This is a genomic window from Chitinophaga deserti (genome assembly GCF_003149455.1).
GTDB classification, from domain to species: Bacteria; Bacteroidota; Bacteroidia; order Chitinophagales; family Chitinophagaceae; genus Chitinophaga; species Chitinophaga deserti.
In genome coordinates, this window is record NZ_QFFK01000006.1 from 410808 (window position 1) to 433442 (window position 22635).

The following is a 22635-nucleotide window of genomic DNA, read 5'->3' on the forward strand; positions in this document are numbered from 1 at the left end:
AGGGTTAAATTTTTAACCCTGCATGTTTCCAAATAGCTTTTAACGTGCCTGGAGCTAAATCTCGCTTCCCATGTTTGGGAATAGTAATTTTTCCAGGCTTTGTAGGATGAGTCATGTGAACATGAGCTCCTTTTTGATCCTTAATAACCCAGCCTGCTTTTCTTAAGAACATTAGAACCTTCTTAAAATTCATTGAAAAGAATTGAACATGAGAAATGATTGTTACCACATTAACAATTCTTTATTCCGTTCAATACGGCTGAAATTTAATTAAGAACATTTCAAAAGTAACAAAAAAGTTACTTTTGAGCAAACTTTAGGTTTTTTAATTCCCTTAATGGATAGGTAGAACAGGAAAAGGTTTTTGGCGCTATAAGATGAGTGATATAGAAATGGACGATTCAGTAAAGCCTGCAAACTCTCACAGTGCGCTGGCGGGCATTACGGATGAAGCAGGTAATGATCTGAAAATCGTACGGGATAATATGCCATTTGGTAATCCGTCAAGGGGCGAAACCGGTACTTATTTTATTGCTTATGCCAATACATTCAGCACCACCCGGAAAAAATGCTGGAAAATATGTTCATCGGCAATCCTCCGGGCAATTATGACCGGTTGCTGGATTTCAGTACAGCGCAAACAGGAACCCTGTTCTTTGTTCCTCCGATGAATATTCTCAGCCGGTACTCTGCTGATACGGACGCCTGATTGCGGTACTACCGGGAAAATGTCTGTTCTGCTTCGAGCTGCTTTACCCGTTCATAAATGTCAGGCGAATGCTTCCTGATTTTAATTTTCACATATTTTGATGCGGGCATATTGCTTTCCTTCACTACATTATTGACAGAAACCAACACGTTCGTTTCCGGGAAATACGTAACCGTATTTTTTTCAGGAATCGGGTAGGGAACAACAATGAATAAGGGTGCAATCCGCTCTATGCCATCGTCGTAGTTGAAAAGATCCACGGTGTCCCCATCTTTGAGTCCGGCCTTTTCTACGTCTTTTTCATTCATGAATATTACCCGGCGTTCGTTTTTAATACCGCGGTAACGATCGTCCAGCCCGTATATGGTGGTGTTAAACTGGTCGTGGGTGCGTGTTGTGGCCATCATATATTCATCATGGGAAAGCTTGTTTTCAGGGATTTCAGTGAGGGTGAAAGGAGCGCGGTTGCCAAATTTCGCAGTAATAAAATTACCGTCACGGGCTGCATTTGGCAGATAGAACCCTCCTTTTTTTCTTACCCTCGTATTGTAATTTTCAAACCCGGGAATACATTTTTCGATATCATCCCTTACTGCATCGTAACTGTCCATATAACGCTGCCAGTCTACAACGGTTTTACCCGCAAGTGTAGCCATCGCCAGCCGGTAGGCAATCCGGGTTTCATTGATGAGGTTACCGGATACCGGCGTCAGCATTCCTTTAGACGATTGAACCACGCCCATCGAATTCTCGGTGCTGATGATCTGCAGCTCTCCGTTAATAACATCACGATCGCTGCGGGAAAGCGTGGGCAGGATAATGGATTCCCTGCCATGTACCAAATGCCCCCTGTTGAGCTTTGTAGACACGCATGCCGTTAGATTTAGCTTTCTGATTGCAGCGGCGGTATAAGTAGTGTCTGGCGTGGCAGAGAGGAAATTTCCACCCATGCAGAAAAGAACTTTCAGTTTTCCTTCATGCATGGCTTTTATGGCGTGTACCACACTGTATCCATGTTTGCGGGGCACGGTGAAGCCGAAAACCTCTTCCAGGCGGTCCAGCTGCTTGTCTGTAGGTTTTTCATTGATCAGCATCGTTCTGTTACCCTGAACATTACTGTGGCCTCTTACAGGGCAAACTCCGGCTCCGGGTTTCCCGATGCTTCCTTTTAACAGCAGGATATTGAGTATTTCCCGGATCATGTCTACCCCGTTGGGTTGCTGGGTAATGCCCATTCCCCAGCAGATAATGATCCGTTTTTTAAACGCCAGCATTTGCGCGGCTTCGTAAAGATCGGCCTGGCTTACCCCGGATGCTGCAGCTAACTCTTCTAATGAATAATTTTCAAACTGCCGGATAAACGCATCATAGCCGGTTGTTTTTTCCTGAATGAATGCATGGTCGAACACTTCGCCGGGGGAGTTCTTTTCGAAACCGAGCAATAATAATTCTATGGCTTTGAGCAGCGCCATATCGCCATTTATTTTTACCGGCAGGTAAAGATCGGCAAGCTTGCCGCCGTTACCGAAAATGCCGCCTATTTCCTGGGGATTGCGGAAGCCCATTAACCCGGCCTCGGGCAGGGGGTTGATGGCAATGATTTTGGCACCGTTCTTCTTACCCTTTTCCAGTGCACTCATCATCCTGGGGGCATTCGTACCGGGGTTTTGCCCGATGATGACGATGACATCGGTGTCGTAAAAGTCTTCCAGTTTAACGGTTCCCTTGCCGATCCCGATAGTGGGAAGAAGGGCGGTGCCAGATGTTTCATGGCACATATTGGAGCAATCGGGCATATTGTTAGTGCCGAATTCCCTGACGAAAAGCTGGTAAACAAAAGACGCTTCGTTGCTGGTTCTCCCTGAGGTGTAAAATGCGGCCTCGTCGGGAGAAGCTAACGCGTTCAGATGACCTGCAATTTTATTGAATGCATCATCCCAGCTTATGGGCTGATAGTGGGTGCCACCCTGTGGGAGATACACCGGCTCCGTCAGTCTTCCTAAACGGCCGATTTCATAATCACTTAATTGCGCGAGATCGTAAACGGAATTATCCGTGAAGAAAGCGGCAGTTATCTTTTTGGTGGTGGCTTCCTCGGCCAGGGCTTTCGCCCCATTTTCGCAGTATTCGCCGAGGGGAGAACGTTCGTCGTCAGGATCAGGCCACGCGCAACTGGAGCAATCGAATCCGTCAAACTGGTTCATTTTGAATAAAGCGAGTGTGCCCCGGAAGGGAACTCCCTGCTCGAAGAGATCGGCCAATGCGGCTTTTACAGCGGGGATGCCGGCCGCCCATTTCTTCAGAGGCGTCAATTGCAGGCCCGATAATTTATATGGATTTTCCGCATGGGGCAAAGCCTGCAACCGGGTTATTTCAGGTGCTTCTTTGCCTTTTACAGGTTCTTCCTTATGTTGACCTTCTTGCATAGTCTTCGGAGTTTAGTAGTTTTTCAATGACGGGTGAAGGCAATTGCCGCATTCTTCGTTATCCGTTCGGGCATAAAACATGCTCACCCGTATGATATACATTCGCCCTGTTCCCCTTCACAAATCCCAGGAGGGTTATGTCAAATTCCTTAGCAAGCTCAACGGCCAGACTGGATGGGGCGCCGATAGCGGCAACAATAGCAATGCCTGCCATAGCTGCTTTTTGAATCAACTCAAAACTGGCTCTGCCACTCAGTAATAAAATATGCCTGTTCAGGGGCAGCAGGCCTTCGTATAAAGCACAGCCGATTAATTTATCCAGCGCATTATGCCGGCCTACATCTTCCCTGACCAGCAACAATTCACCGTCAGGGGAAAAAAGTCCGGATGCATGCAGTCCACCCGATGCGGCAAAGCCTTTTTGCGCAGCCTTTAGTTTATCGGGCAACCCAAAAAGAACTTCGGCAGATAAGCTGAGCTGAAGTTTCTCCAGATGATTAAATGGGCTTACTGTGCGTATGGATTGTATCGAGCTTTTTCCACAAACGCCGCAACTGGAAGTAGTATAAAAATTTCTGTCGGACTGCATCAGGATCGGGGAGAATCCTTTGGCGAGTGCTACCGTTACACTATTGGCTTTTTCTGATGAACATGCCGCATCTGCGTGGGAAATTTCTTTTATATGATCTTTGTGGGAGATGATGCCTTCCGTAAATAAAAAACCGGCAGCCAGATCCAGGTCGTTGCCGGGTGTGCGCATGGTGACAGAAATGTTCTTCTGTATGCTGTCCATTCCTGCATCATAGGTTATTTTAATCTCCAGCGGCTCTTCCACTGAGAGTGTATCGGAGAATTCGGAGATGGACGGGCCATCAATCCTTTTGACGGAGAACTCTTTGATGGAAACCGATCCCGGGCTGCTCATTTCCATATGAAATCATTGATGCGCTTAGGTACTAAATATAATAAAAAATATCCGAAGTTATAATGAGCTATACCTTCATGCAACAGGCAGGATACGGGTATATCGTTAGAAAACCGCCCCAGTTAATAGTACTTCGATGGTTTTGCCGGTAGCAACATTGTATAATAAAAAAGCCTCACAGCTCTGTGAGGCTTTTTTATTATTCATCTGTTATGTTTCATTTGTCTGAACCTAATCGACGGAACATCTGATTGAATTAACCCGTCTGCTATTCCTACAGTTTCTCAAACTCCACGCGGCGGTTCTTCGCTTTTCCTTCGGAGGTGGTATTTTCCGCCACAGGTACGGCAGCGCCTTTGCCTTCAGTGGTAATCCTGTCCTGCGCAATGCCATGAATATCTGCCAACGCCTTTTTAACAGCCTCAGCCCGCTTTTTGGATAGAACCTCGTTGGTTGCTTTTGCACCATCGCTATCGGTATGTCCGGTAATCCTGATCTTCACGGAGGGGTCCGACTGCAGGGCGGTACCGATCTCCTTGATCACGCCGAGGGATGAAGGTTTAATCACGTCAGAATTCACATCAAAGGTGATACCCGTAGTGCTGAACTTGCCTTCAGTGAGCAGTTTGTTACGTACGTCCGGATAACCGGTAGCCAGTTTGAAGTTGGAGATGTAAAAGCCCAGCTCATCTTCTTTATAGTTGGAGCTGCTGATGGCAATGGCCAGCTGGTTGAACTGATCATCGATGATCTTGGGCATATCGTATACCTTCTGTTCATTGATCCACATCCTGAAGCGCGTTTTTTGCACGCTGATGGCAAAATGCACCGGTTTGCCGTAATTATCTTCCAGCACTTTTACGGTTTGCACAGCCGACTTGAATGTCTCATAATGCTTGGCATAAGTAGCCAGGGTGCTTCGGGTGTTATTCCCTTGTCCGAGGAAGAAGTTCAGCTGCACGGCTTTATTATCGTGGAGCTTTTTGAAAACTGTATTGCCGGTAGGCGACTCTGCGCCGCTATTGAACAGCGTAAATGTCATTTCAGGGAAGAGGTAGCCTTTGGTTTGCATGTCCAGAATCATATCGAACTCCATGGTGAAGTTTTCAGGAAGCATTTTGGAATTGGGGGAGGTATAGGTACCTGCCTGCGCCAGTTTCAGCCATTTCGTATTGTCTTTCATCGCTACAACTTCACCTTTGTTGTTGGTATTCCAGTGCATGGCAAACTCTCCGATGGCATCCTGTGAAAAATCGTCTGCGATCAGGACCTGTTCTCCGGCCACAAAGTCGAATTTGGAATAGGCTTGTACGGGTGTGTAGGCTGATTTTGTTGCCGGGGTTGATTTGTCTTCGGATGTGCCCGTACTTTTTTGGGCTGCGGGCTCTTCTTTCTTTTTGGGGCCGTTCAGTATTTCGTCTGCCCCCTGGTTTACCGTTTTTTCCACCGCATTTCCGGCCTTATTGGTGGCTGCATTTTCGGCCCTGCTGGCCATGTTCTTCAGGAATCGCTGGGCATATGCACTGCTCCCGGTAACGAGGAGGAGGCATAGCATTACTTGAATCTTTTTCATATTTATTTTAATTCTTTTAACCACTGTTCCGCATACGCCCTGGCGGCTGTTGCGGTTTCCTTTCCACTGCGGAAACATAGTTTCCAGTATTCGTTTTTCTGTTCCAGTTCCTCGTCCACGAAGTATTTTACGCCATGGCTATCTTCTTTCAGCTCCGCTTCAAAGTTGATATCAGCGGTATTTTCGAGAAACTGCTGTAAGCGTTTACGGATAAGATCTTTCGGAGTAGCCGGATATTCCGCATCCCACTTCTTCACTGCGGCTTCATATTCCACGGGGTTGGCATAACGCATGCCGGCCACGGTCATGACGTAAAAGTCATGTTTGGGATCTGAAGGGTTCCTGAGGGCGTTGTATTTTTCCTTCAGCATTTTAACGAGGGATTCTGCCAGTCCTTTGGTAGCATCGGTAGCTTCCTTCAGATCTTTTTCGGCTTCCGGAATAGATTTTTCCAGTTCTGCGATTTCCGCCTTTATTTTGCCTTCCGCACTCTGGGGTTTGGCATTTTCCCTGTCTTTGCTGAACTTTTGGGCATAGCCCGGGGATTGCAGGTACTTTTTGATATAGTCTCCGATTTCTTTAACGGCAGCCGCGCGTTTGGCAGGCTCCAGCTTTTTCAGTTCGCGGAAATTGGGGAAGCGGATCTCACCATCCTCGAAATTTTTTTCGATATAACCTGGAACATCTTCGGGGTCGATCTTCAAAGTGGTGAAAATATCCCAGGGCCTGGTTGCCAGGGCAGTGGTGAACAAAACGATGCCGGAGAGGAGTACAAACAAGTATTTCATGACTCACGGGGTATTAATAAAGGCAAAAATAACCGGAGAGCGCCCAAGTCTGGTGTTAAGCTGAATGGAAGGTCGATCTGGTATGCCGGAACGTCATATCCTGCAGTTGAAACAAAATAACAAGGATGTTTCCTGTATAGGTACTATTACGGGGTTGAAACTGGAGCCTGAAACCCAATTCTGCGTTTTTCACATAGGTAAGGGTGAGATCTAATTCCCTTAGCTGATACGGATGTGCATCCGGTATATGCCGGGTTGTAATTTTACTTGGAATGCTGAAAGATTTCTATCTTTCTATTATATGAAACCATGGACACAGATATTATTCAGTATTTTCTTCCCAGTCTATCTGGCTACAGTTCTGCTTACTAATACTTCGCTGACTGGTTTCTGGACAGACGTAATATTTTCAATCCTGCTATCAGTCTTTACATTAGGACTCAATTTTAGAATGAGTATAGACAAGCTTTGGTTAACAATGGTGCTGAGAACATCAAACATACTTTGTTCACTCATTGTATTTGGATTGTTGGGGCTACATCTGGTTAACCCATTTGCCTGGGACACTTTTAAACTTCGCAGCTTCTATTTTCAGCCGGTTGACAGTCGGTTATTCAATGCTTATTTCAAACCTGTTGGGGCATATGCGGGTGGTTATGGGAATTTTTGGGTTACTGAAACCCCTAAATACTTTCCATTAATTGAATGGAGGGTATATTGGGACAGGACGGTTGATCATGACTTTAAGGATGATACATTTGAAGGGGAACCAATTGATAACTACGAAGTAGTTCGCAATTTTATCAAAGAAGAAGTTATTGCGAAACAATAATAAAGGCATACCCGTGTGGCATTAAAGCCCCCCTTAATTGTCACCAATCCCCATCAATAATCCTCTTCCCGGGCGATAGTTTTGTATATTCGAAATAATCATTCAGAACATACAAATTACACTCCCAATGAGAAAGCTGGTTTTATTTGCACATATCTCCCTCGATGGGTTTGCCGGTGACAAGAATGGTGGCCTCGACTTCCTGACCTATGATGAAGAGCTGCAGCAATGGGCAGATGAACTGGTCAAAACTGTAGGTGCCCCCGTTTACGGTAAAAACACTTACCACCTGATGGAAGGATACTGGCCTACCGTATTGAACGACCCGAAAGCCGGCGGGCATACCCTTGAGCATGCCAAATGGGTACAGGATATCCCGAAAATTGTATTCTCTACAACTTTGAATAGCGCCGACTGGAATAATACCACTTTGATCAAAGACAACATTGTGGAGGAAGTGAACAAGCTGAAACAGCAACCGGGTAAAGACCTCGTGATCTTCGGCAGCCCGGGCCTCACTAAAAGCCTGATGAAACTGGGGCTGATAGACGAGTATAAACTAACCCTGCATCCCGTAATACTGGGAGAAGGCAACAGTCTGTTCGACAGCTCAACGCCTTTGAGCAATTTGAAACTGGTGGACTCGAAAGCCCTCCGTTCCGGCGTAATCACATTACACTATACGAACCGCTAAAGCCAGGCCTTTAGCATAAAAAAAGGGTAGCTGATCAGATCGGCTACCCTTTTTTCTTTTGGTTTAGCGGGTTATTTCACACGCACGAGCTGCACCTGCTGGAGGTTCATCACGCCAACTCCCGGTTTGGTAAGCGGTTTAATCACCAATGTGTTCACACCTTTTTTAGGAATATTCACGGTGCCCAGCTCCCAATCCTGGTAAGCGCTCCAATTGTTGTTAGTGCTTTTTACCACGCCGGAAAGCGTTGTACTGCCTGCCGTCAGGGTAATTTTAGATCCGGCGGATTCATCCGTACATGCGGCGCGGAGTATCACCCTGTATTTCCCGGGTTGCTTTACCTGGAGGTTCCAGGTGGCTGTGCCGGTTAGGGCAGTCCAGCTGTATAGCACCGGTTTATCGCTCATGGATAATGCCACACCCTCGTGGAGGATGGCATCGCCGGGAGGCAAATGATAACCGCCGTCTGCATCCGGGAAAATACCCGAGGGAACGAGGGTGGTACCGGCAACATCCAGCTCTATTACCGTGGCCAGGTTGTTGCGGAATGCGGTATTACTGATGTCGATGGAGATACCGGGCTCCGATACGGAGGTTGGCAGTGGTGTACGTGCGCCATCCGCGAGGTACACTGCTTTGGGGGTGCTTCCGGCATCCGGTGCAATGGGTACCAGCAAACGGTTGTTTTCAGGCCAGTGGAAAATGTGGAGGTAGTATTTACCGTTTTTAGTGGTGATCCGTCCCCAGTTCACTTTCCCGATGCTGTTAGCCCTGGAGCCGTAGATGGATTCTCCGTTCACTTTCATCCAGCCGCCGATTCCCTGCATCAGTTCAATGCTTTTGGAAGGGATGGTTCCATCGCCCATAGGGCCTACGTTCAGCAGGTAATTGCCTCCTTTGGATACGATATCGATCATATTCTGCACCAGTTCCTTTTCGGTATGCCAGCGCTGGTTGTTTTTTGAGTATCCCCAGGTGCCGTTCATGGTCATGCACGATTCCCAGTCCATATCCTTGTATCCCGCTTCAGGGATAAACTGCTCCGGCGTAACGAGGTCGCCGTTGGCGCGGGTGTACTCGCTGTTGTGGTCGAAGTGATAGAGGCGGTTGTTCATGATGATGTTGGGATGGTGCTTCTTAACCATGTCAACCAGCGCATTAGCGCCCCATTTTTCGCCCTGTATCTCTTTGGAGCTATAATCCCACCAAACCACGTCGATAGGGCCGTAGTTGGAAAATATCTCCTCTGCCTGCTGATGCATATAAGACACGTAGTTGGCGTTGTTGCGCGTATCGTTCTTTACACCGCCGGGCGTTGGCATACCATGTTCCACATATGCGTCTGGGTGGTGCCAGTCCAGCAGAGAAAAATACACTCCCACGCGCAGCCCCTGTTCATGCAGGGCGTTAACGATCTCCCGCATGAGGTCGCGGCCGGTTACGTCCATTCCGTCGTAGGTGGTGGTTTTACTGTCGTGCAATGCAAATCCTTCGTGGTGACGAGTAGTGAAGATGACATAGCGGCATCCTGCTTCTTTGGCGGTTTTCGCCCACTCGCGGGCAAAGTCCTTTTTAGGCCGGAACAGTGGTGTCAGCTGCTTTTCATACTCAGCAGCAGGCACATTAGCCATGTTCTGTATCCATTCCACGCAGCCTTCGTAATCTTTACCGTTCCACTCGCCGGCAGCGGCACTGTATAGTCCCCAGTGCACGAACATGCCGAAGTGGGCATCGCGGAACCAGCGCATACGCGCATTGCGGAGCGCTTCCGGTTCTGTGGCGTTGGATTTCAGTCCTCCGTCTGCCTGCGCTGTAGCCGTGTATCCGGAAAGCAGCATGCCGCCAAGCAGGCATATCTTCATTAAGTCTTTCTTCATCTTAGTCACCTGTATATGTTGATGTGTTTTTACCAGTTAGGATTTTGTTTCATATTGGGATTTGCATTGATTTCCGCAAGGGGAATGGGCCACCCGTAATCCCTTGCAGGGTTGAATATACGATGTTCGATGATAACTGCCTTACCGCTTGCCGGATCTATCGCTCCTTTGGCAGGCTCGTTCAGCAGTACCTCCCCGGTTTTCCAGCGGCGGATGTCAAAAGGCCTTTGGCCTTCAAACGCCAGCTCTACCTGACGTTCGTGACGGGTCAGCTTGCGCATGGCCGCCTGTGAATTATACTTTGAAACATCTGCATCCGGCATGCCTGCACGGTTCCTGATCTGGTTGAGATACAGAACCACATCCGGGTTCTGCCAGTCATTCATCTCCACCAGCGATTCTACATAACTAAGCAGCACTTCTGCATAGCGGATGATCATGAAGTTTCCGGGCTTCCCGGTTTTAATGGTTCCATTTTACGGTTCACATATGTTTCTCACGGGAGGAGAACACTGGCGGTTGTGGGCAAGGCGTTGCGCCCGGTTGTTACTGTTGTTGTTATCCCTCTGTATGTACAAGGCGGTTCTCCCATAAAAAAATACTTGTTCAGTTTCCGGTTGCCGGCAGAAAATGATGCCGGTAATTTTGCTCCATCATTTAATCATCCACTTAAATTTTTGGAAGCAATCATGGCTGGTAAACAACATTCCAGGTGGCTCGTGCTGCTTGTGATCCTGACAGCGCCGCTGTTGTATGTGATCGATATTTTCATCATCAATATTGCCATCCCCACTATTCAGCAGCATCTCCATGCTTCACAGGGAGAGATGCAGCTGGTCATAGCAGGCTACCTGCTGGGAAGCGCCTGTTTCCTCATCATCGGAGGCAGGGCAGGGGATTATCTGGGCAGGAAGAAGGTGTTCTTTTGGGGAATGTTCTTCTTTACGGTTACGTCGTGCATATGCGGACTGGCCCAATCCATGCTGCAACTAAACATCGCGCGGTTCCTGCAGGGTGTCAGTTCTGCGTTCATGGTTACACAGTCTATAGCGCTGATACAGGAATTATTCCCGGAGCAAAAGCAGCGTGCCAAAGCCATCGGCTGGTATGGTATGACGCTGAGTATTGCCGCCATCATTGGCCAGGTGCTCGGAGGCTATCTCGCAGAAACTAAAACTGCCATTGAAGGGTGGCGGCTGATCTTCTTCATCAATGTACCAGTGGGCATCCTGGCATTATGGGCTATCCGGAAGTACCTGCCGGAAACACAAAAAGTAACGGGCGTGCGTTTCGACTACTCAGGAGCCATGCTGCTGCTGGCGGGTCTGGGGAGCTTCATTTATGCAATTACGGAAGGCAGGGAAGGAGGTTGGCCTGCATGGAGCATATTATTGCTCGCCACAGGAAGCATTGTAAGTATCTGGTTCTACTACGACCAGCAAAAGAAAACTGCTGCAAACTTACACCCGCTGATGGATACGCAGTTGTTCAAAAACAGGAATTTCCTGCTGGGATTGCTGGCGGTGCTTTTTCATTTCATGTTCCATACCGCGTACCTGCTGATGGTAGTGGTGTATCTGCAGAACGGTCCGGGTATTTCCGCACTGGCATGCGGACTCTATTTCGTGCCCCATGCCATCCTGTTTATGGGCAGCGCCATGCTGGCTTCGAGATTGCTGGTGAAGCACGGGAAGAACGTATTACTTGCCGGGTTGCTCATCATCTTTGTAAGCTTCGTATTACAGATTAAAATGTTCAATACGGGCAACCAGCCCATCCTGCATATGCTGCTCATCGGTTTGTATGGACTGGGCAACGGAATGGTGCTTCCTTTTTTGCTGAACATTGTTCTGGATAATGTTCCCACCCGCTATGCAGGCACATCGGCAGGGATCTTCTCCACTTTTCAGCAAATCGCCTCTGCGCTTGGCATCAGCATCATAGGAGGCGTTTTTTATAGTTCTGTATTCCGGGATACTGCTGCGTCATACAAATCAGCGCTGGACAATGGCCTTATAGCCGGGATTGTATGTATGGTGTTTGTTGCCGCCATGCTGTTGATGCTTCCCGGAGGAAGCCGTGATGCAAAACACAGGCATGCAGTTGCGCTGGAGTAAAGGTTTTCAGGAGCGGGGTGGTGAGATTGAACTTTTCGAAATCATCTAACCCCGACTTTATTCCCCTTCGAAAATATTCAGCCAGATTGCATCGGCTTTTCGTGATACTGCAAACCCTGATATGGAGGCATTAGATATCCACCAATCGCCCCTGCAATAGCCATGGTGGGCATTTCGTACATTCAGCATCACAAAATATCAATGTTATGGCAATCTTAGATTCACTCATTCCATTTAAAGGCCGGCTGGGTAATATCATCTCGTACGAGCGCAACGGCAGGCACTGCCTGCGCACGGTGCCTGAAACGGTGCGGCAAACTGAAAACACGCGCCGCGCTGCCAAAGTGTTTGGCGCGGCCAGCCGGAAAAGCGCCCTTATCCGGCATGCCTTTGCTCCTGAATTAAACATCTTTCCGGACAAGGTTCTCGTAAACCGCCTCAACAGCTACATCCTTAATGCAGGCAGGAATAACCATGCCGGCCTGAAGAACTTCCGCTTCAATGGCTATACCGGCGTGGAAAAGTTCTTTGGCCAACAGCCTGTATTTGCGAAAGACGGCAGGCTGCGCCTTCCCGGATATAAGCTCGAGGCTTATGGAGATGCAGTCCGCATGGAAGTAAAGCTCATCGGCACCCGGATCGATTTCGGCACCCGTACTGTAACAGGTACTGACACAGCCGTACTGAACATAGCGCTGGACGAATCCTCCCAATCCTTCGAAGGCGCTGAAATGTCGGTAGATGTTCCCGGGAAAGGTACTTTGCTGGTGGTGGTACAAGTACGGCTGTTTGCGGCCGATAAATTTGATATCCGCGACCGGAAGTACTTTGCCGCAGATATTGTGGCAGTAATAGAAGAGCAGCCGCAGGTAACCCCCCTCACCAAAAACACACCCCGTAAACAATTAACCACTGCGCCAGCGGTACCAAGCCGCCATGCTGCTCCCACCCAAAACGGGGAGCTCCTGATCCAACGGGAATAGCATATCGCCATAACAGGGATATTTTGTTGTAAATAATTCATTATCAAAACATACGGAACCCCAATCTACCCGGCAGGCACACTCTCCGCAAGCCATTCCCATGGGCAGCAGGCGCCCAATCCTCTCTTACACTGCCTGCATTCCGCTTAACCTTACTTCCAGCACACTTCCGCATCACCTCCGCATCAAGTCCACCTTTCAGGCACATGAGATTGCAGTTTCACCCATAGTTGTCCCCGGGTTGTCCCGTAGATACCTGCTTCAAATAAGCTTGAATTCACATGATAAATGCTCCCGTTATCTATACATATGACCATTATTCCTGCATAATCGCAGGCGGAATTACTGATCCTGTTTCACAGGGGAAGTTTGTCCTGATTCAATGCTGCTGTTTGGATAATCAACTTGTATGTAATACATTCATCGCTTCCTTAAACGAGAATCACCATGTTATTGAAGTTCAAATTAGGCATCATCCTCCTGTTGAGTATCTGCATCTCAGTACAGGCACAGGATGGTAAGAAAGTACGTCTTTTTATTATCGGCAACAGTTTTTCACAGAATGCGTCGGCATTTTTGCCCCAACTGGCAAAGGAGGGAGGAATGGATCTGGAACTGGGCCGCGCCGAGCTGGGCGGCTGCTCGCTGGAAAAGCACTGGAAGCTGGCGGAAGCCAATGAAAAGGCTTATAAAGGGAAGTCGCTCCGCGAGATGCTGGCCGATGGCAAATGGGATATCGTAACCATTCAGCAGTACTCCCTGCTTTCAGGAGATCCGGGTACTTATGAGCCTTATGCCACCAACCTGGTTAAAATGATCAGATCGCTGCAGCCGGAGGCTAAGATATTCATCCACCAGATCTGGGCATACCGCAGCGATGCAAGAAGCTTTGGCAGAATAAACGGGGAAGTACGTGCAAAGAACGCCGAAGAAATGCATGAGCATGTAAGGGCCGCCTATCACAAGGCCGCCGCTGATCTGGGGCTTACCATCATCCCATCGGGCGATGCATTCAGGGCTATGGAAACCAGCAAAAAGTGGCGTTATCAGAAAGATCCCGCTTTTGATACTGCAAATGCGCAGGCGGGTCAGTTACCCAAACAAACCAACTCCCTGCATATCGGTTATACCTGGACCAATGGTAAGCTGGCCTTTGATCCCAACCATGCCAATAAAGCGGGCTGCTACCTCGGATCGCTGGTGTGGTACCAGACATTGCTGGGAGGAAATGTGAAGAAAGTACACTTCAGGCCAGACGTAGTTCCGGCACCTATGGCGAAGAAATTCAGGCAGGTTGTGGCGGGATTGTAGTGCAACATCATTAAAAGCAAAACGGGCCTGTAAGGGGCCCGTTCTGCATTAAAGCCTGTGCGGCTGTATTACTTGATGTTTATTTCCTGCCGGTGAGTTTCTCCAGCAGCTCGTCGAGTTTGGCGTGTGTGGCCAGCATACCTTCTTCCATGCCCATATTGATCACTTTCTCCAGATCGGAAAGCGATTTGTAGGTTACCACGGTTTCCACCACGGTGTTTTCACCCTTGTCGGTAAATGTTACGATCCATTCTGCAGTGGGCAGGTCGGTATTGATGTCCCCGGCTTCGTTGCTGAAGGAATCGGTTGTGGTGTAGTAATCGATCGGCTGGATCTTGTGGTATGCTGCGTAACCCCAGTATTCCGTGCCGTTGGGCTCTACCATGGCATAGTGCCAGTGGCCGCCTTCGCGGAAATCCATGGATTTGGTTTTGGTGGTAAGCGGAGCAGGGGCAAACCACTGGTCGAGTAACTCTCTTTTGGTATGGCAATCCCATACCAGCGGGCGGTCGCCCATAAACTCACGGCGTACGGTGAGCGTGTTATTGGCTTTGTCGGCAATGAAGTCGAACTGCAGATTGTTTTTCATTATTTTTTCTTTTTGAGGGTAATTAAAAGTTGATCGAGTTGTCCGTATCGCGTTTCCCATACTTTACGAAATTGTTCCAGCCATTTGTCTATCTCCTTCATCTTATCGATCTCAAGCAGATAATAGATTTCCCGGCCGCGGGGCTCCTGTTTTACAAGGTCGCACTCCGTCAGTACCCGTAAATGTTTGGATATGGCCTGCCGGGTAGTCTCAAAATGTTCGGCGATGGCATTGGGCGTCATGGCCTGTACGGCTATCAGTGCTATGATGGCCCGGCGGGTAGGGTCGGCTATCGCCTGGAATATATCTCTTCTCATAAGGGTGCCTTTATGTCAACTCATTTCCCGATCAGGGGAAGATATTTTGCGCGGTTCTCATACATGGCCCAGCCAATCACGGCAAGGATTACTGCCACAATGGGAAGGCCGGATGGGGCCATCATGATATTGGTCAGCAGGATGCCCGCCAGTACCGGGATGAGCACGAGCGCACCCAATGCGCGGGTCCTTGGGAAAATAAGCAGTGCTCCGCCCAGTATTTCAGCTGCGCCTGTTAGCGGCATTATCCAGCCTACTTCCATTAAGGCCATTCCGGCTTTTATCATTTTTTCCGGCATGTCTTTCGGCATGGGCATATAGTGCAGGAATTTATCGAGGCCCGCATTGATGAACATCAGTCCGGTGAGTGCGCATAAAACTGTCAGAATAATCGCTTTTGTTTTCATAGTAAGTGTGTTTGTAGTGAAACCATCTGGTTGCAAATATAAGTGCAACTAAATGGTTTCGCAAAATGTTTCTGCAGATTATCCAAAGAAAGTCGCATATGCCCCCGCTGCCTGTCGCGATAACCCCGTGGAGGCGTGCTGCGTCAGGTAGATTTGCGGACGATCAGTTCCGTTTTGAGGATTTTGGTGACCGATTTCCAGTCGGCCACCTCCCGGCTGATCTGCTCTATGAGCAGTTGAGCCGCGGTACGCCCGATCTCTTTTACGGGTTGGGAAACGGTGGTGAGGGGAGGATCAATAAGCCCGGATACGAAGTCGTTGCTGAAGCCCACCACGGCAATATCTTCCGGTACGCGCAGCCCGCGCTTGCGGATCACCTGTATGGTTTCGATGGCGGTAGGGTCGTTCACGGCAAAGATGGCATCGGGCCGGTTGTCGAGGTTCAGGAGGTGGGTAACGTAGATCTTTACTTTTTCGATGTTGAGGTCGTAGGAAATGAGCAGCTCTTCGTCCAGCGGCACATTATGCTTCCGTAAGGCTGCTTTGTAGCCGTTCATGCGCCTTTCGCTGATCTTCAGGGAAGATGGCCCCGCGAGGTGGGCAATGCGTTTGCGCCCCGATTCTATCAGGTAGTTCACGGCACGGTAGGCGCCGTCGTAATCGTCCACGATCACTTTGGGCACTTCCATTTCATCGCACACCCGGTTGAAGAATACAATGGGAATGCCTTTCCGCTGGAAGATCTTCAGATGGTCGTAATTACGGGTTTCTTTGGTGATAGACACGAGGATACCATCTACCTGGTTGGCCAGCATTACGCGCGTATTGGCCACTTCGGTTTCATAGCTTTCGTCTGACTGACAGATAACCGTTGAGTATCCCGCCTTGCTGGCTACTTCCTGCGCACCGATGATGGCCGTGGGAAAATAGGAGCTTTTAAACTCGGGAACAATGATGCCGATCGTATTCGTTTTATTGGTAATAAGGCTGATGGCAAGCATATTCCGCTGGTAATCCAGCTTCTCCGCCAGCTCCAGTACGGCCTGCCGGGTTTCCGGTTTTACGCTCTTGTGGCCCGTGAGCGCCCGCGAAACGGTGGACTTCGACAGGTTCAGCTCTTTCGCGATATCGATGATGGTAACCTGGTGTCTTTTCATTCCGCTAAGAAACGAAATATTTGAAACGGTGGGAACATTCCCGCAAATTGGGAATGTTCCCAATATGGGAAAAGTCATTTTTTTGTTCGCGGAATAGCTGTTAGTTACAATCTTTGGCAATCAATCAAATTCACACGTATGAAAAAGCTGTTGCTCACCACCGGCTATCCGGTGCCGGCTTATGCCACGTTTACGGAATGTTCCGGAGTTACCGCACTGCATGCATAGATTAACTAAAACAAGCTGGTTTTTATGAACGCAAAGATCTTTTTAATGCTAATGCTGTGTATGGTGGTGCCTTTCCTTTCCTATGCACAAACGCAGCCCTCCCAGGGCGCGGCACGCACCATCACCGGCAAGATTACAGACATGGAGGGGGAGCCGCTCCCCGGGGTCACGATTGTCCTCAAAGGCGGCAAAGCACAGGCTATGACCAACGAAACAGGGGTTTACACCATCCGCATCCCGCAATCGACTGATGCGGTGCTCGTATTCTCCTTCGTGGGCTTCCACACCAAAGAGGCACGCCTCGCACCCAACGCTACCGTTTACAACACCAAACTGGAACCTTCCGTTAAAGGCCTCAACGATGTGGTAGTGATCGGTTACGGTACGGTGAAGCGGAAAGATCTCACAGGATCCGTAGGGGAAGTGAAGATGGCAGACATGGAGAAAGCTCCCGTTGCCAGCTTTGAGCAGGCATTGGGCGGCCGCGTGGCCGGTGTACAGGTTTCTGCGCCCGACGGGCAGCCGGGAGCCGGCATGCAGATCGTGATACGCGGCAACAACTCCGTTACACAGGAAAACTCTCCGCTGTATGTGGTAGACGGTTTCCCCATGGAAAGCCCGGATAACAACGTCATCAGTCCGGCAGACATTGCTTCCATCGAAGTCCTGAAAGATGCCTCCGCCACCGCCATCTACGGTGCACGCGGCGCCAACGGGGTAATCATTATCACCACCAAGAAAGGCAAATCGGGCGCTCCGGTTGTCAATTATCAGGCATGGGTAGGCATGATGCAGAACCTCCGCCAGCAGGAAATGATGGACCCCTATGAGTTCGTAAAGTACCAGCTGGAGATGAACCCCACCATGTACACGCCCATCTACCTGAAAGACGGCAAAACACTGGAAGATTACCGCAACGTGAAAGGCATCAACTGGCAGGACCAGGTTTTCCGCAACGCCATCGGTCATAACCATAACCTCTCGCTCCGCGGTGGTAATGAGAAAACGAAGTATTCCCTGTCCGGCAACGTTTACTCGCAGGACGGGATCATCATCAACAGCGGCTTCCGCCGCTACCAGGGCCGCGCTATAATTGACCAGGCGATCAGCGACTATGTAAAGGCTGGCATTAACGTCAATTATACCGGCACCAAAACCAATGGCATCTTCGCCAGTTCAACGGTGAGCGGCCCGGCCAGCGGTCCTACCGCCAGCCTCATGTACAGCGTATGGGGCTACCGCCCGGTAACGGGCAACGCGGATAACGATGCGGCCCTGCTCGATGAGCCTTTCGACCCTGATGTGGACCCGCTGAACGAATGGCGCATCAATCCCATCATCTCCACCCGTAACGAATACAATCCCGCATTCAACAATACATTAGTCACGAATGCCTACGTGGAAATTAAACCACTGAAATATACCACGCTACGTATTGCAGGCGGTATGACCAAAACCAACATCCGCCGCGAGATCTTCAATAATTCCAACACCCGCCTCGGCAACCCGAAAAGCAGTGCGCTGGGCGTAAACGGATCTATCGATAATATCCAAACCAATAACCTCCTGAACGAGAATACCCTCAGCTATGTGCGTACTTTCAACAAGAAACACAGCCTGAATGCAGTAGCGGGTATGACGTTGCAGAAGATCTCCACCTACCGCCATGGCTTCACCTCCACGCAGGTGCCCAACGAAGCGCTGGGCATGAGCGGGCTGGATGAAGGCATTGTTTCCACTGCGCCTAACGAGAAGTCGAAGAACGCGCTCATGTCGTTCCTCGGCCGTGTGAACTATACCTACGATTCGAAGTACCTCTTCACCGTATCCTTCCGGTCAGACGGGTCTTCCAAATTCGCGCCGGGCAATAAATGGGCATACTTCCCTTCAGGCGCTTTCGCATGGAGGCTGAGCGAGGAACAGTTTATGAAAGACATCCCCTGGCTGTCTGACGCCAAGGTGCGTGCAGGGTACGGTTTAACAGGTAATAACCGCGTGCTCGACTTTGCCTATCTCTCGTCACTCCAGATGTATATCTATTCCGGTTACTCCTATGGCAACAATATGGAGGCGGGCATCATCCCCAATAACCTGGGCAATAAAAACCTGAAGTGGGAAACTACCGAGCAGGCAGATATTGGTGTGGATCTCGGATTCTTCAACAACCGTATCGCCTTCACGGCCGATTATTATAAGAAGAATACCCGCGACCTGCTCCTCCTCGCCACCCTGCCCGGCTCCACCGGCTACCTCAACGGTTTCCGTAACGTGGGCAAGGTATCCAACCAGGGCCTGGAGTTTACGCTGAATACAACCAATGTGCAGACGAAGAAATTCAGCTGGACCTCCAATTTCAACATCTCCTTCAACCGCAATAAAGTGGTGCAGCTGAATGATGATGAGCCGAGCCTTGCTACGCGCATCACCTGGGGTAACTTCAATAACGCCTTTCCTTACATCGCCATTCCCGGCCAGCCCATCGCGCAGTTCTACGGCTTCCTGTTCGACGGGGTATACCAGTACAGCGATTTCAACAAGCTGGCAAACGGGTCGTATGTGCTGAAGGATGAAGTACCCAACAATACTATGCCGCGGGCTAACATCACACCAGGGCATATAAAGTATAAGGATATCAATAACGATGGACAGGTAGATAACAGCGACCTCACCATTATCGGTAATCCCAATCCCAAACATGTGGGCGGGTTCTCCAATAACTTCACCTACGGCGGTTTTGACCTGAACGTGTTTTTCCAGTGGAGTTACGGGAACGATATTCTCAATGCCAACAGAATAGAGTTCGAAGGGGGAGATGTGGTGCGTAATTACCTGAACATGTTCAAATCGTTCGAAAAGCGCTGGACGCCGGATAACCAGACCAACGAGCTGTACCGCGTAGGCGGACAGGGCCCGCAGGTATATTCTTCCCGCACCATCGAAGACGGCTCTTACCTGCGCCTGAAAACCGTAGCCCTGGGGTACACCCTGCCGCAAAAGCTCCTGCGCCGCGCCAACATTAAATCGCTGCGCGTATATGCTGCTGCACAGAACCTGTATACCTGGACGAACTACACCGGCCTGGACCCTGAAGTGTCTGTCCGCCACACGGCCCTCACACCGGGCTTCGACTGGTCGGCCTACCCGAAGGCGCGCACCCTCACGCTGGGGCTGGATCTTACACTGTAGTGCCTGGACTTTAAGCCGATGACATCAACACTTAAAAAACTGCGATTATGAAGCGCATCCTGATATTTTTACTTCTTGCCGCCAGCACCATGAGCAGCTGTAAGAAGTTCCTCGAAACAGAACCGGAAGATTTCGTGACGCCCGAAAACTATTACAATACCGAGGGCGACCTGAGGCGTGCATTGAACGGTGTGTACAACCGCCTGATCGATAACTTCGGGCGTATGTACTCCCGTGGGTTATTCAGCTACCTCGCCATCAGCGACGAGTTTTTCTACAAGAACATCACCATCAATAGCCTGAAGGTAATGGAGTTTGATGCCGGCCAGCTCGATGTGGGCCGCTTCTGGGAAACTGCCTATCAGGGCATCGACAGGGCTAACCTGCTCCTCGAGAATTTGCATAAGCCCAAGATGGATGAAACTCGCCGCAACGTGATCCGTGGCGAAGCGCTGTTCCTCCGCGCATACTATTACTTCCTGCTGGTGGATAACTTTGGTGGCGTGCCCCTGAAACTGGTATCCACCCAATCCCCGAACGATACCTATCTGCCCCGCGCCACCGTGAAGGCAGTATATACGCAGATTGTGAAAGACATGCAGGAAGCCGAAAAGCTGGTGAGCGATATCAACGGTTATTCATACAACGAAACCGTCACCAAAACCGCCGTACAGGCCATCCTGGCAAGGGTGTTCCTCACCATGGCGGGGGAGCCGCTGAAGGAAACGGCGCGGTATAAAGATGCGCTCGACTATGCCGATTCGGTGATCACTTCCGGCCGCCATTCCCTCAACCCCGATTATAAACAGATCTTCATCAATCACTCGCAGGATAAATACGACCTGCAGGAGTGCATCTGGGAGATCGGTATGTTTGGCAACCAGCTGGGCAGTACGCAGCTGGCCGGCGCTGTTGGTATCGAGAACGGGCTGGAGTGTGCGGATGATAAGATCGGTTACAGCGGCGGAGGCATCCACCCCACAGGCAGGATGTTTGAAATGTATGCCGCCGATGATCCCCGCCGCGACTGGGCCATTGCTCCCTACAAATATGTAATTACCAATGGCGTTACCACAAAAACGAACTACACCGCCGCACAGGTATACGACCGTACAGTAGGCAAATGGCGCCGTGAATACGAAACTGCCACGCCCAAGAACCGGTCTTACAATTCCACCAACTTCCCCGTGATCCGGTATGCCGATGTGCTGCTGATGAAAGCGGAAGCGGAGAATGAAATAAACGGCCCCACTGCTGCTGCGTACGATGCGCTGAACCAGGTGCGCCGCAGAGGTTATGGCAAGCCCGTGGGTACTCCTGATGCCACGGCAGATGCACCGGCGGGTATGGATAAGCCGGCTTTCCTGGCATATGTGCAGGATGAGCGCGCCCGTGAGCTGGCCTTTGAAGGCATGCGCAAGCACGACCTCATCCGCTGGGGACTTTATCTTTCGAAGATGCAGTCGCTCGCCACGGAAATCACCGCTACGGCGCCTGCTGCTTTCCGATACGCTGCTAATGCCGCTAAAAACGTGACCGCACGCAATCTCGTATTCCCCATTCCGAACACAGAGATCACGGTTAACAAACTCATCACGCAAAACCCGAACTGGTAATCATGCGAAAGGTTTTATATACTTTAGCCGCAGCCATGGCGCTGGCGGCCTGCAATAAAGACAAAGTGGAGATGCCTGGTTTTGAAGTGAAGGCCGGCTCCCTCACCTATAAAGCGGGCGATACCGTAAGGTTCTCCTTCGAAGGCAACCCGGATAATATCACCTTCTTTTCCGGTGAACCGGGCCATAATTACGAATTCAGGAAGCGTACCAGCGCCGCCAACGATCTGCAGATTTCGTTTTCCACTTTCACGCGCAATGGGGTTACCTATCCCAACCTGCAACTGATGGTGTCGAACAACTTCTCCGGAAAGGCTACCGTGGCAGATCTGCAGGCCGCTACCTGGACGGACATCACGGACCGTGCTGTGTTTTCTACCGGCGCTGATAATACACCTTCCGGTGTGGTAAGCCTGAAAGAATTTGCCCGTCCGCAGCAGGATGCCGCACCGGTGTATGTCGCTTTCCGGTACACCGACACTAAAAAGCCACAGGGGCAAAACCTCTGGGCGGTGCGTACCTTCAGCGCTACCAATGTATCTGACGACGGAGTGGTGACACCCCTGGCCCTGATGGCTACCGGCGGCTGGCAGCAGGTGGATGTTAAGAATCCCGACCGCGTGTGGACCATCAGCACTGCACAGCTGCTAATGCAAAACAGCAGTGCCACCGTGGCTGATAATGAAGACTGGGTGATCAGCAAGGGCTTCAACCCCTGGCAAATTGCTCCGGATGCAGGACAGGCATTGAAGAATGTAAGTACCGTACTAAAGGGGCACAGTTATGTGTACACGAAGCCGGGCACCTACAAAGTAGTGTTTGAAGCATCGGCAGTACGGTATAACGGCGAAAAGCGCCTCACCCGTGAAATTAATTTAACCATTACACCATAGCAGGCTC

General features: G+C 50.0%; 19 protein-coding genes and 1 pseudogene. 9 read left to right on the top strand and 11 right to left on the bottom strand.

Annotated features, from left to right (window positions below):
* Window positions 1-4: 4 nt before the first annotated feature.
* Complete coding sequence (locus DEV76_RS16290) at window positions 5-193, bottom strand: type II toxin-antitoxin system HicA family toxin (RefSeq protein WP_109698966.1); 189 nt, start codon at window positions 191-193, stop codon at window positions 5-7.
* 199 nt (window positions 194-392) lie between these two features.
* On the opposite strand from DEV76_RS16290, the pseudogene DEV76_RS26350 reads away from it, so the two are divergent.
* Window positions 393-709 (top strand): annotated as a pseudogene (locus tag DEV76_RS26350) (Dyp-type peroxidase).
* Between the two features lie 8 nt (window positions 710-717).
* On the opposite strand, the gene DEV76_RS16300 reads toward DEV76_RS26350, so the two are convergent.
* From DEV76_RS16300 to DEV76_RS16315, 4 genes are all read right to left on the bottom strand, one after another.
* Window positions 718-3135: an FdhF/YdeP family oxidoreductase gene (locus DEV76_RS16300; protein WP_109698967.1), complete on the bottom strand. Its 2418-nt coding sequence runs from the start codon at window positions 3133-3135 to the stop codon at window positions 718-720.
* A 58-nt stretch (window positions 3136-3193) separates the two neighbouring features.
* Window positions 3194-4066 (bottom strand): formate dehydrogenase accessory sulfurtransferase FdhD, encoded by an 873-nt coding sequence (fdhD, locus tag DEV76_RS16305; RefSeq protein ID WP_109698968.1) that lies wholly within the window; start codon window positions 4064-4066, stop codon window positions 3194-3196.
* 268 nt (window positions 4067-4334) lie between these two features.
* Entirely contained in the window at window positions 4335-5633 is a 1299-nt protein-coding gene (locus DEV76_RS16310; RefSeq protein ID WP_157962930.1) for an OmpA family protein, read from the bottom strand.
* A 2-nt stretch (window positions 5634-5635) separates the two neighbouring features.
* Entirely contained in the window at window positions 5636-6421 is a 786-nt protein-coding gene (locus DEV76_RS16315; protein ID WP_109698970.1) for a hypothetical protein, read from the bottom strand.
* A gap of 301 nt (window positions 6422-6722) precedes the next feature.
* On the opposite strand from DEV76_RS16315, the gene DEV76_RS16320 reads away from it, so the two are divergent.
* Together DEV76_RS16320 and DEV76_RS16325 are read left to right on the top strand one after the other, a co-directional pair.
* Window positions 6723-7253: a hypothetical protein gene (locus DEV76_RS16320; protein WP_109698971.1), complete on the top strand. Its 531-nt coding sequence runs from the start codon at window positions 6723-6725 to the stop codon at window positions 7251-7253.
* Between the two features lie 127 nt (window positions 7254-7380).
* Window positions 7381-7947 (top strand): dihydrofolate reductase family protein, encoded by a 567-nt coding sequence (locus DEV76_RS16325; protein WP_109698972.1) that lies wholly within the window; start codon window positions 7381-7383, stop codon window positions 7945-7947.
* A gap of 71 nt (window positions 7948-8018) precedes the next feature.
* Here DEV76_RS16325 and DEV76_RS16330 read toward each other — a convergent pair whose 3' ends face one another.
* Together DEV76_RS16330 and DEV76_RS16335 are read right to left on the bottom strand one after the other, a co-directional pair.
* Window positions 8019-9824 carry an alpha-L-fucosidase gene (locus DEV76_RS16330; protein ID WP_109698973.1) on the bottom strand — a complete coding sequence of 602 codons (1806 nt, stop codon included), beginning with the start codon at window positions 9822-9824 and terminating at the stop codon, window positions 8019-8021.
* A 29-nt stretch (window positions 9825-9853) separates the two neighbouring features.
* Complete coding sequence (locus tag DEV76_RS16335) at window positions 9854-10264, bottom strand: RagB/SusD family nutrient uptake outer membrane protein (RefSeq protein ID WP_109698974.1); 411 nt, start codon at window positions 10262-10264, stop codon at window positions 9854-9856.
* Between the two features lie 249 nt (window positions 10265-10513).
* Here DEV76_RS16335 and DEV76_RS16340 point away from each other — a divergent pair, with 249 nt between their 5' ends.
* The 3 genes from DEV76_RS16340 (at window position 10514) to DEV76_RS16350 (ending at window position 14235) form a co-directional block, all read left to right on the top strand.
* Window positions 10514-11941, top strand: coding sequence for an MFS transporter (locus tag DEV76_RS16340; protein WP_157962931.1), 1428 nt, complete (start codon window positions 10514-10516; stop codon window positions 11939-11941).
* 206 nt (window positions 11942-12147) lie between these two features.
* On the top strand, window positions 12148-12924 hold the full coding sequence (locus DEV76_RS16345) for a hypothetical protein (RefSeq protein ID WP_109698976.1): 777 nt from the start codon (window positions 12148-12150) through the stop codon (window positions 12922-12924).
* Between the two features lie 447 nt (window positions 12925-13371).
* Window positions 13372-14235 (top strand): DUF4886 domain-containing protein, encoded by an 864-nt coding sequence (locus tag DEV76_RS16350; RefSeq protein WP_198652092.1) that lies wholly within the window; start codon window positions 13372-13374, stop codon window positions 14233-14235.
* A 79-nt stretch (window positions 14236-14314) separates the two neighbouring features.
* Here DEV76_RS16350 and DEV76_RS16355 read toward each other — a convergent pair whose 3' ends face one another.
* From DEV76_RS16355 to DEV76_RS16370, 4 genes are all read right to left on the bottom strand, one after another.
* A complete protein-coding gene (locus DEV76_RS16355) occupies window positions 14315-14824 on the bottom strand; it encodes an SRPBCC family protein (protein ID WP_109698978.1) in 510 nt (169 codons plus the stop codon).
* The gene (locus tag DEV76_RS16360; protein WP_109698979.1) at window positions 14824-15141 is read right to left on the bottom strand and encodes an ArsR/SmtB family transcription factor; all 318 of its coding nucleotides are present in this window, start codon (window positions 15139-15141) and stop codon (window positions 14824-14826) included. Before DEV76_RS16360 ends, DEV76_RS16355 begins: the two co-directional genes overlap by 1 nt.
* A 20-nt stretch (window positions 15142-15161) precedes the next feature.
* Window positions 15162-15548: a DoxX family membrane protein gene (locus tag DEV76_RS16365; protein ID WP_109698980.1), complete on the bottom strand. Its 387-nt coding sequence runs from the start codon at window positions 15546-15548 to the stop codon at window positions 15162-15164.
* 143 nt (window positions 15549-15691) lie between these two features.
* Complete coding sequence (locus DEV76_RS16370; protein ID WP_109698981.1) at window positions 15692-16705, bottom strand: LacI family DNA-binding transcriptional regulator; 1014 nt, start codon at window positions 16703-16705, stop codon at window positions 15692-15694.
* A gap of 252 nt (window positions 16706-16957) precedes the next feature.
* On the opposite strand from DEV76_RS16370, the gene DEV76_RS16375 reads away from it, so the two are divergent.
* From DEV76_RS16375 to DEV76_RS16385, 3 genes are read left to right on the top strand one after another with little or no spacing between them, the layout of a single operon-like run.
* Window positions 16958-20119 (top strand): SusC/RagA family TonB-linked outer membrane protein, encoded by a 3162-nt coding sequence (locus DEV76_RS16375; protein WP_109698982.1) that lies wholly within the window; start codon window positions 16958-16960, stop codon window positions 20117-20119.
* A gap of 47 nt (window positions 20120-20166) precedes the next feature.
* Complete coding sequence (locus DEV76_RS16380) at window positions 20167-21735, top strand: RagB/SusD family nutrient uptake outer membrane protein (RefSeq protein ID WP_109698983.1); 1569 nt, start codon at window positions 20167-20169, stop codon at window positions 21733-21735.
* 2 nt (window positions 21736-21737) lie between these two features.
* Complete coding sequence (locus tag DEV76_RS16385) at window positions 21738-22628, top strand: DUF5017 domain-containing protein (RefSeq protein WP_109698984.1); 891 nt, start codon at window positions 21738-21740, stop codon at window positions 22626-22628.
* Window positions 22629-22635: the final 7 nt, after the last annotated feature.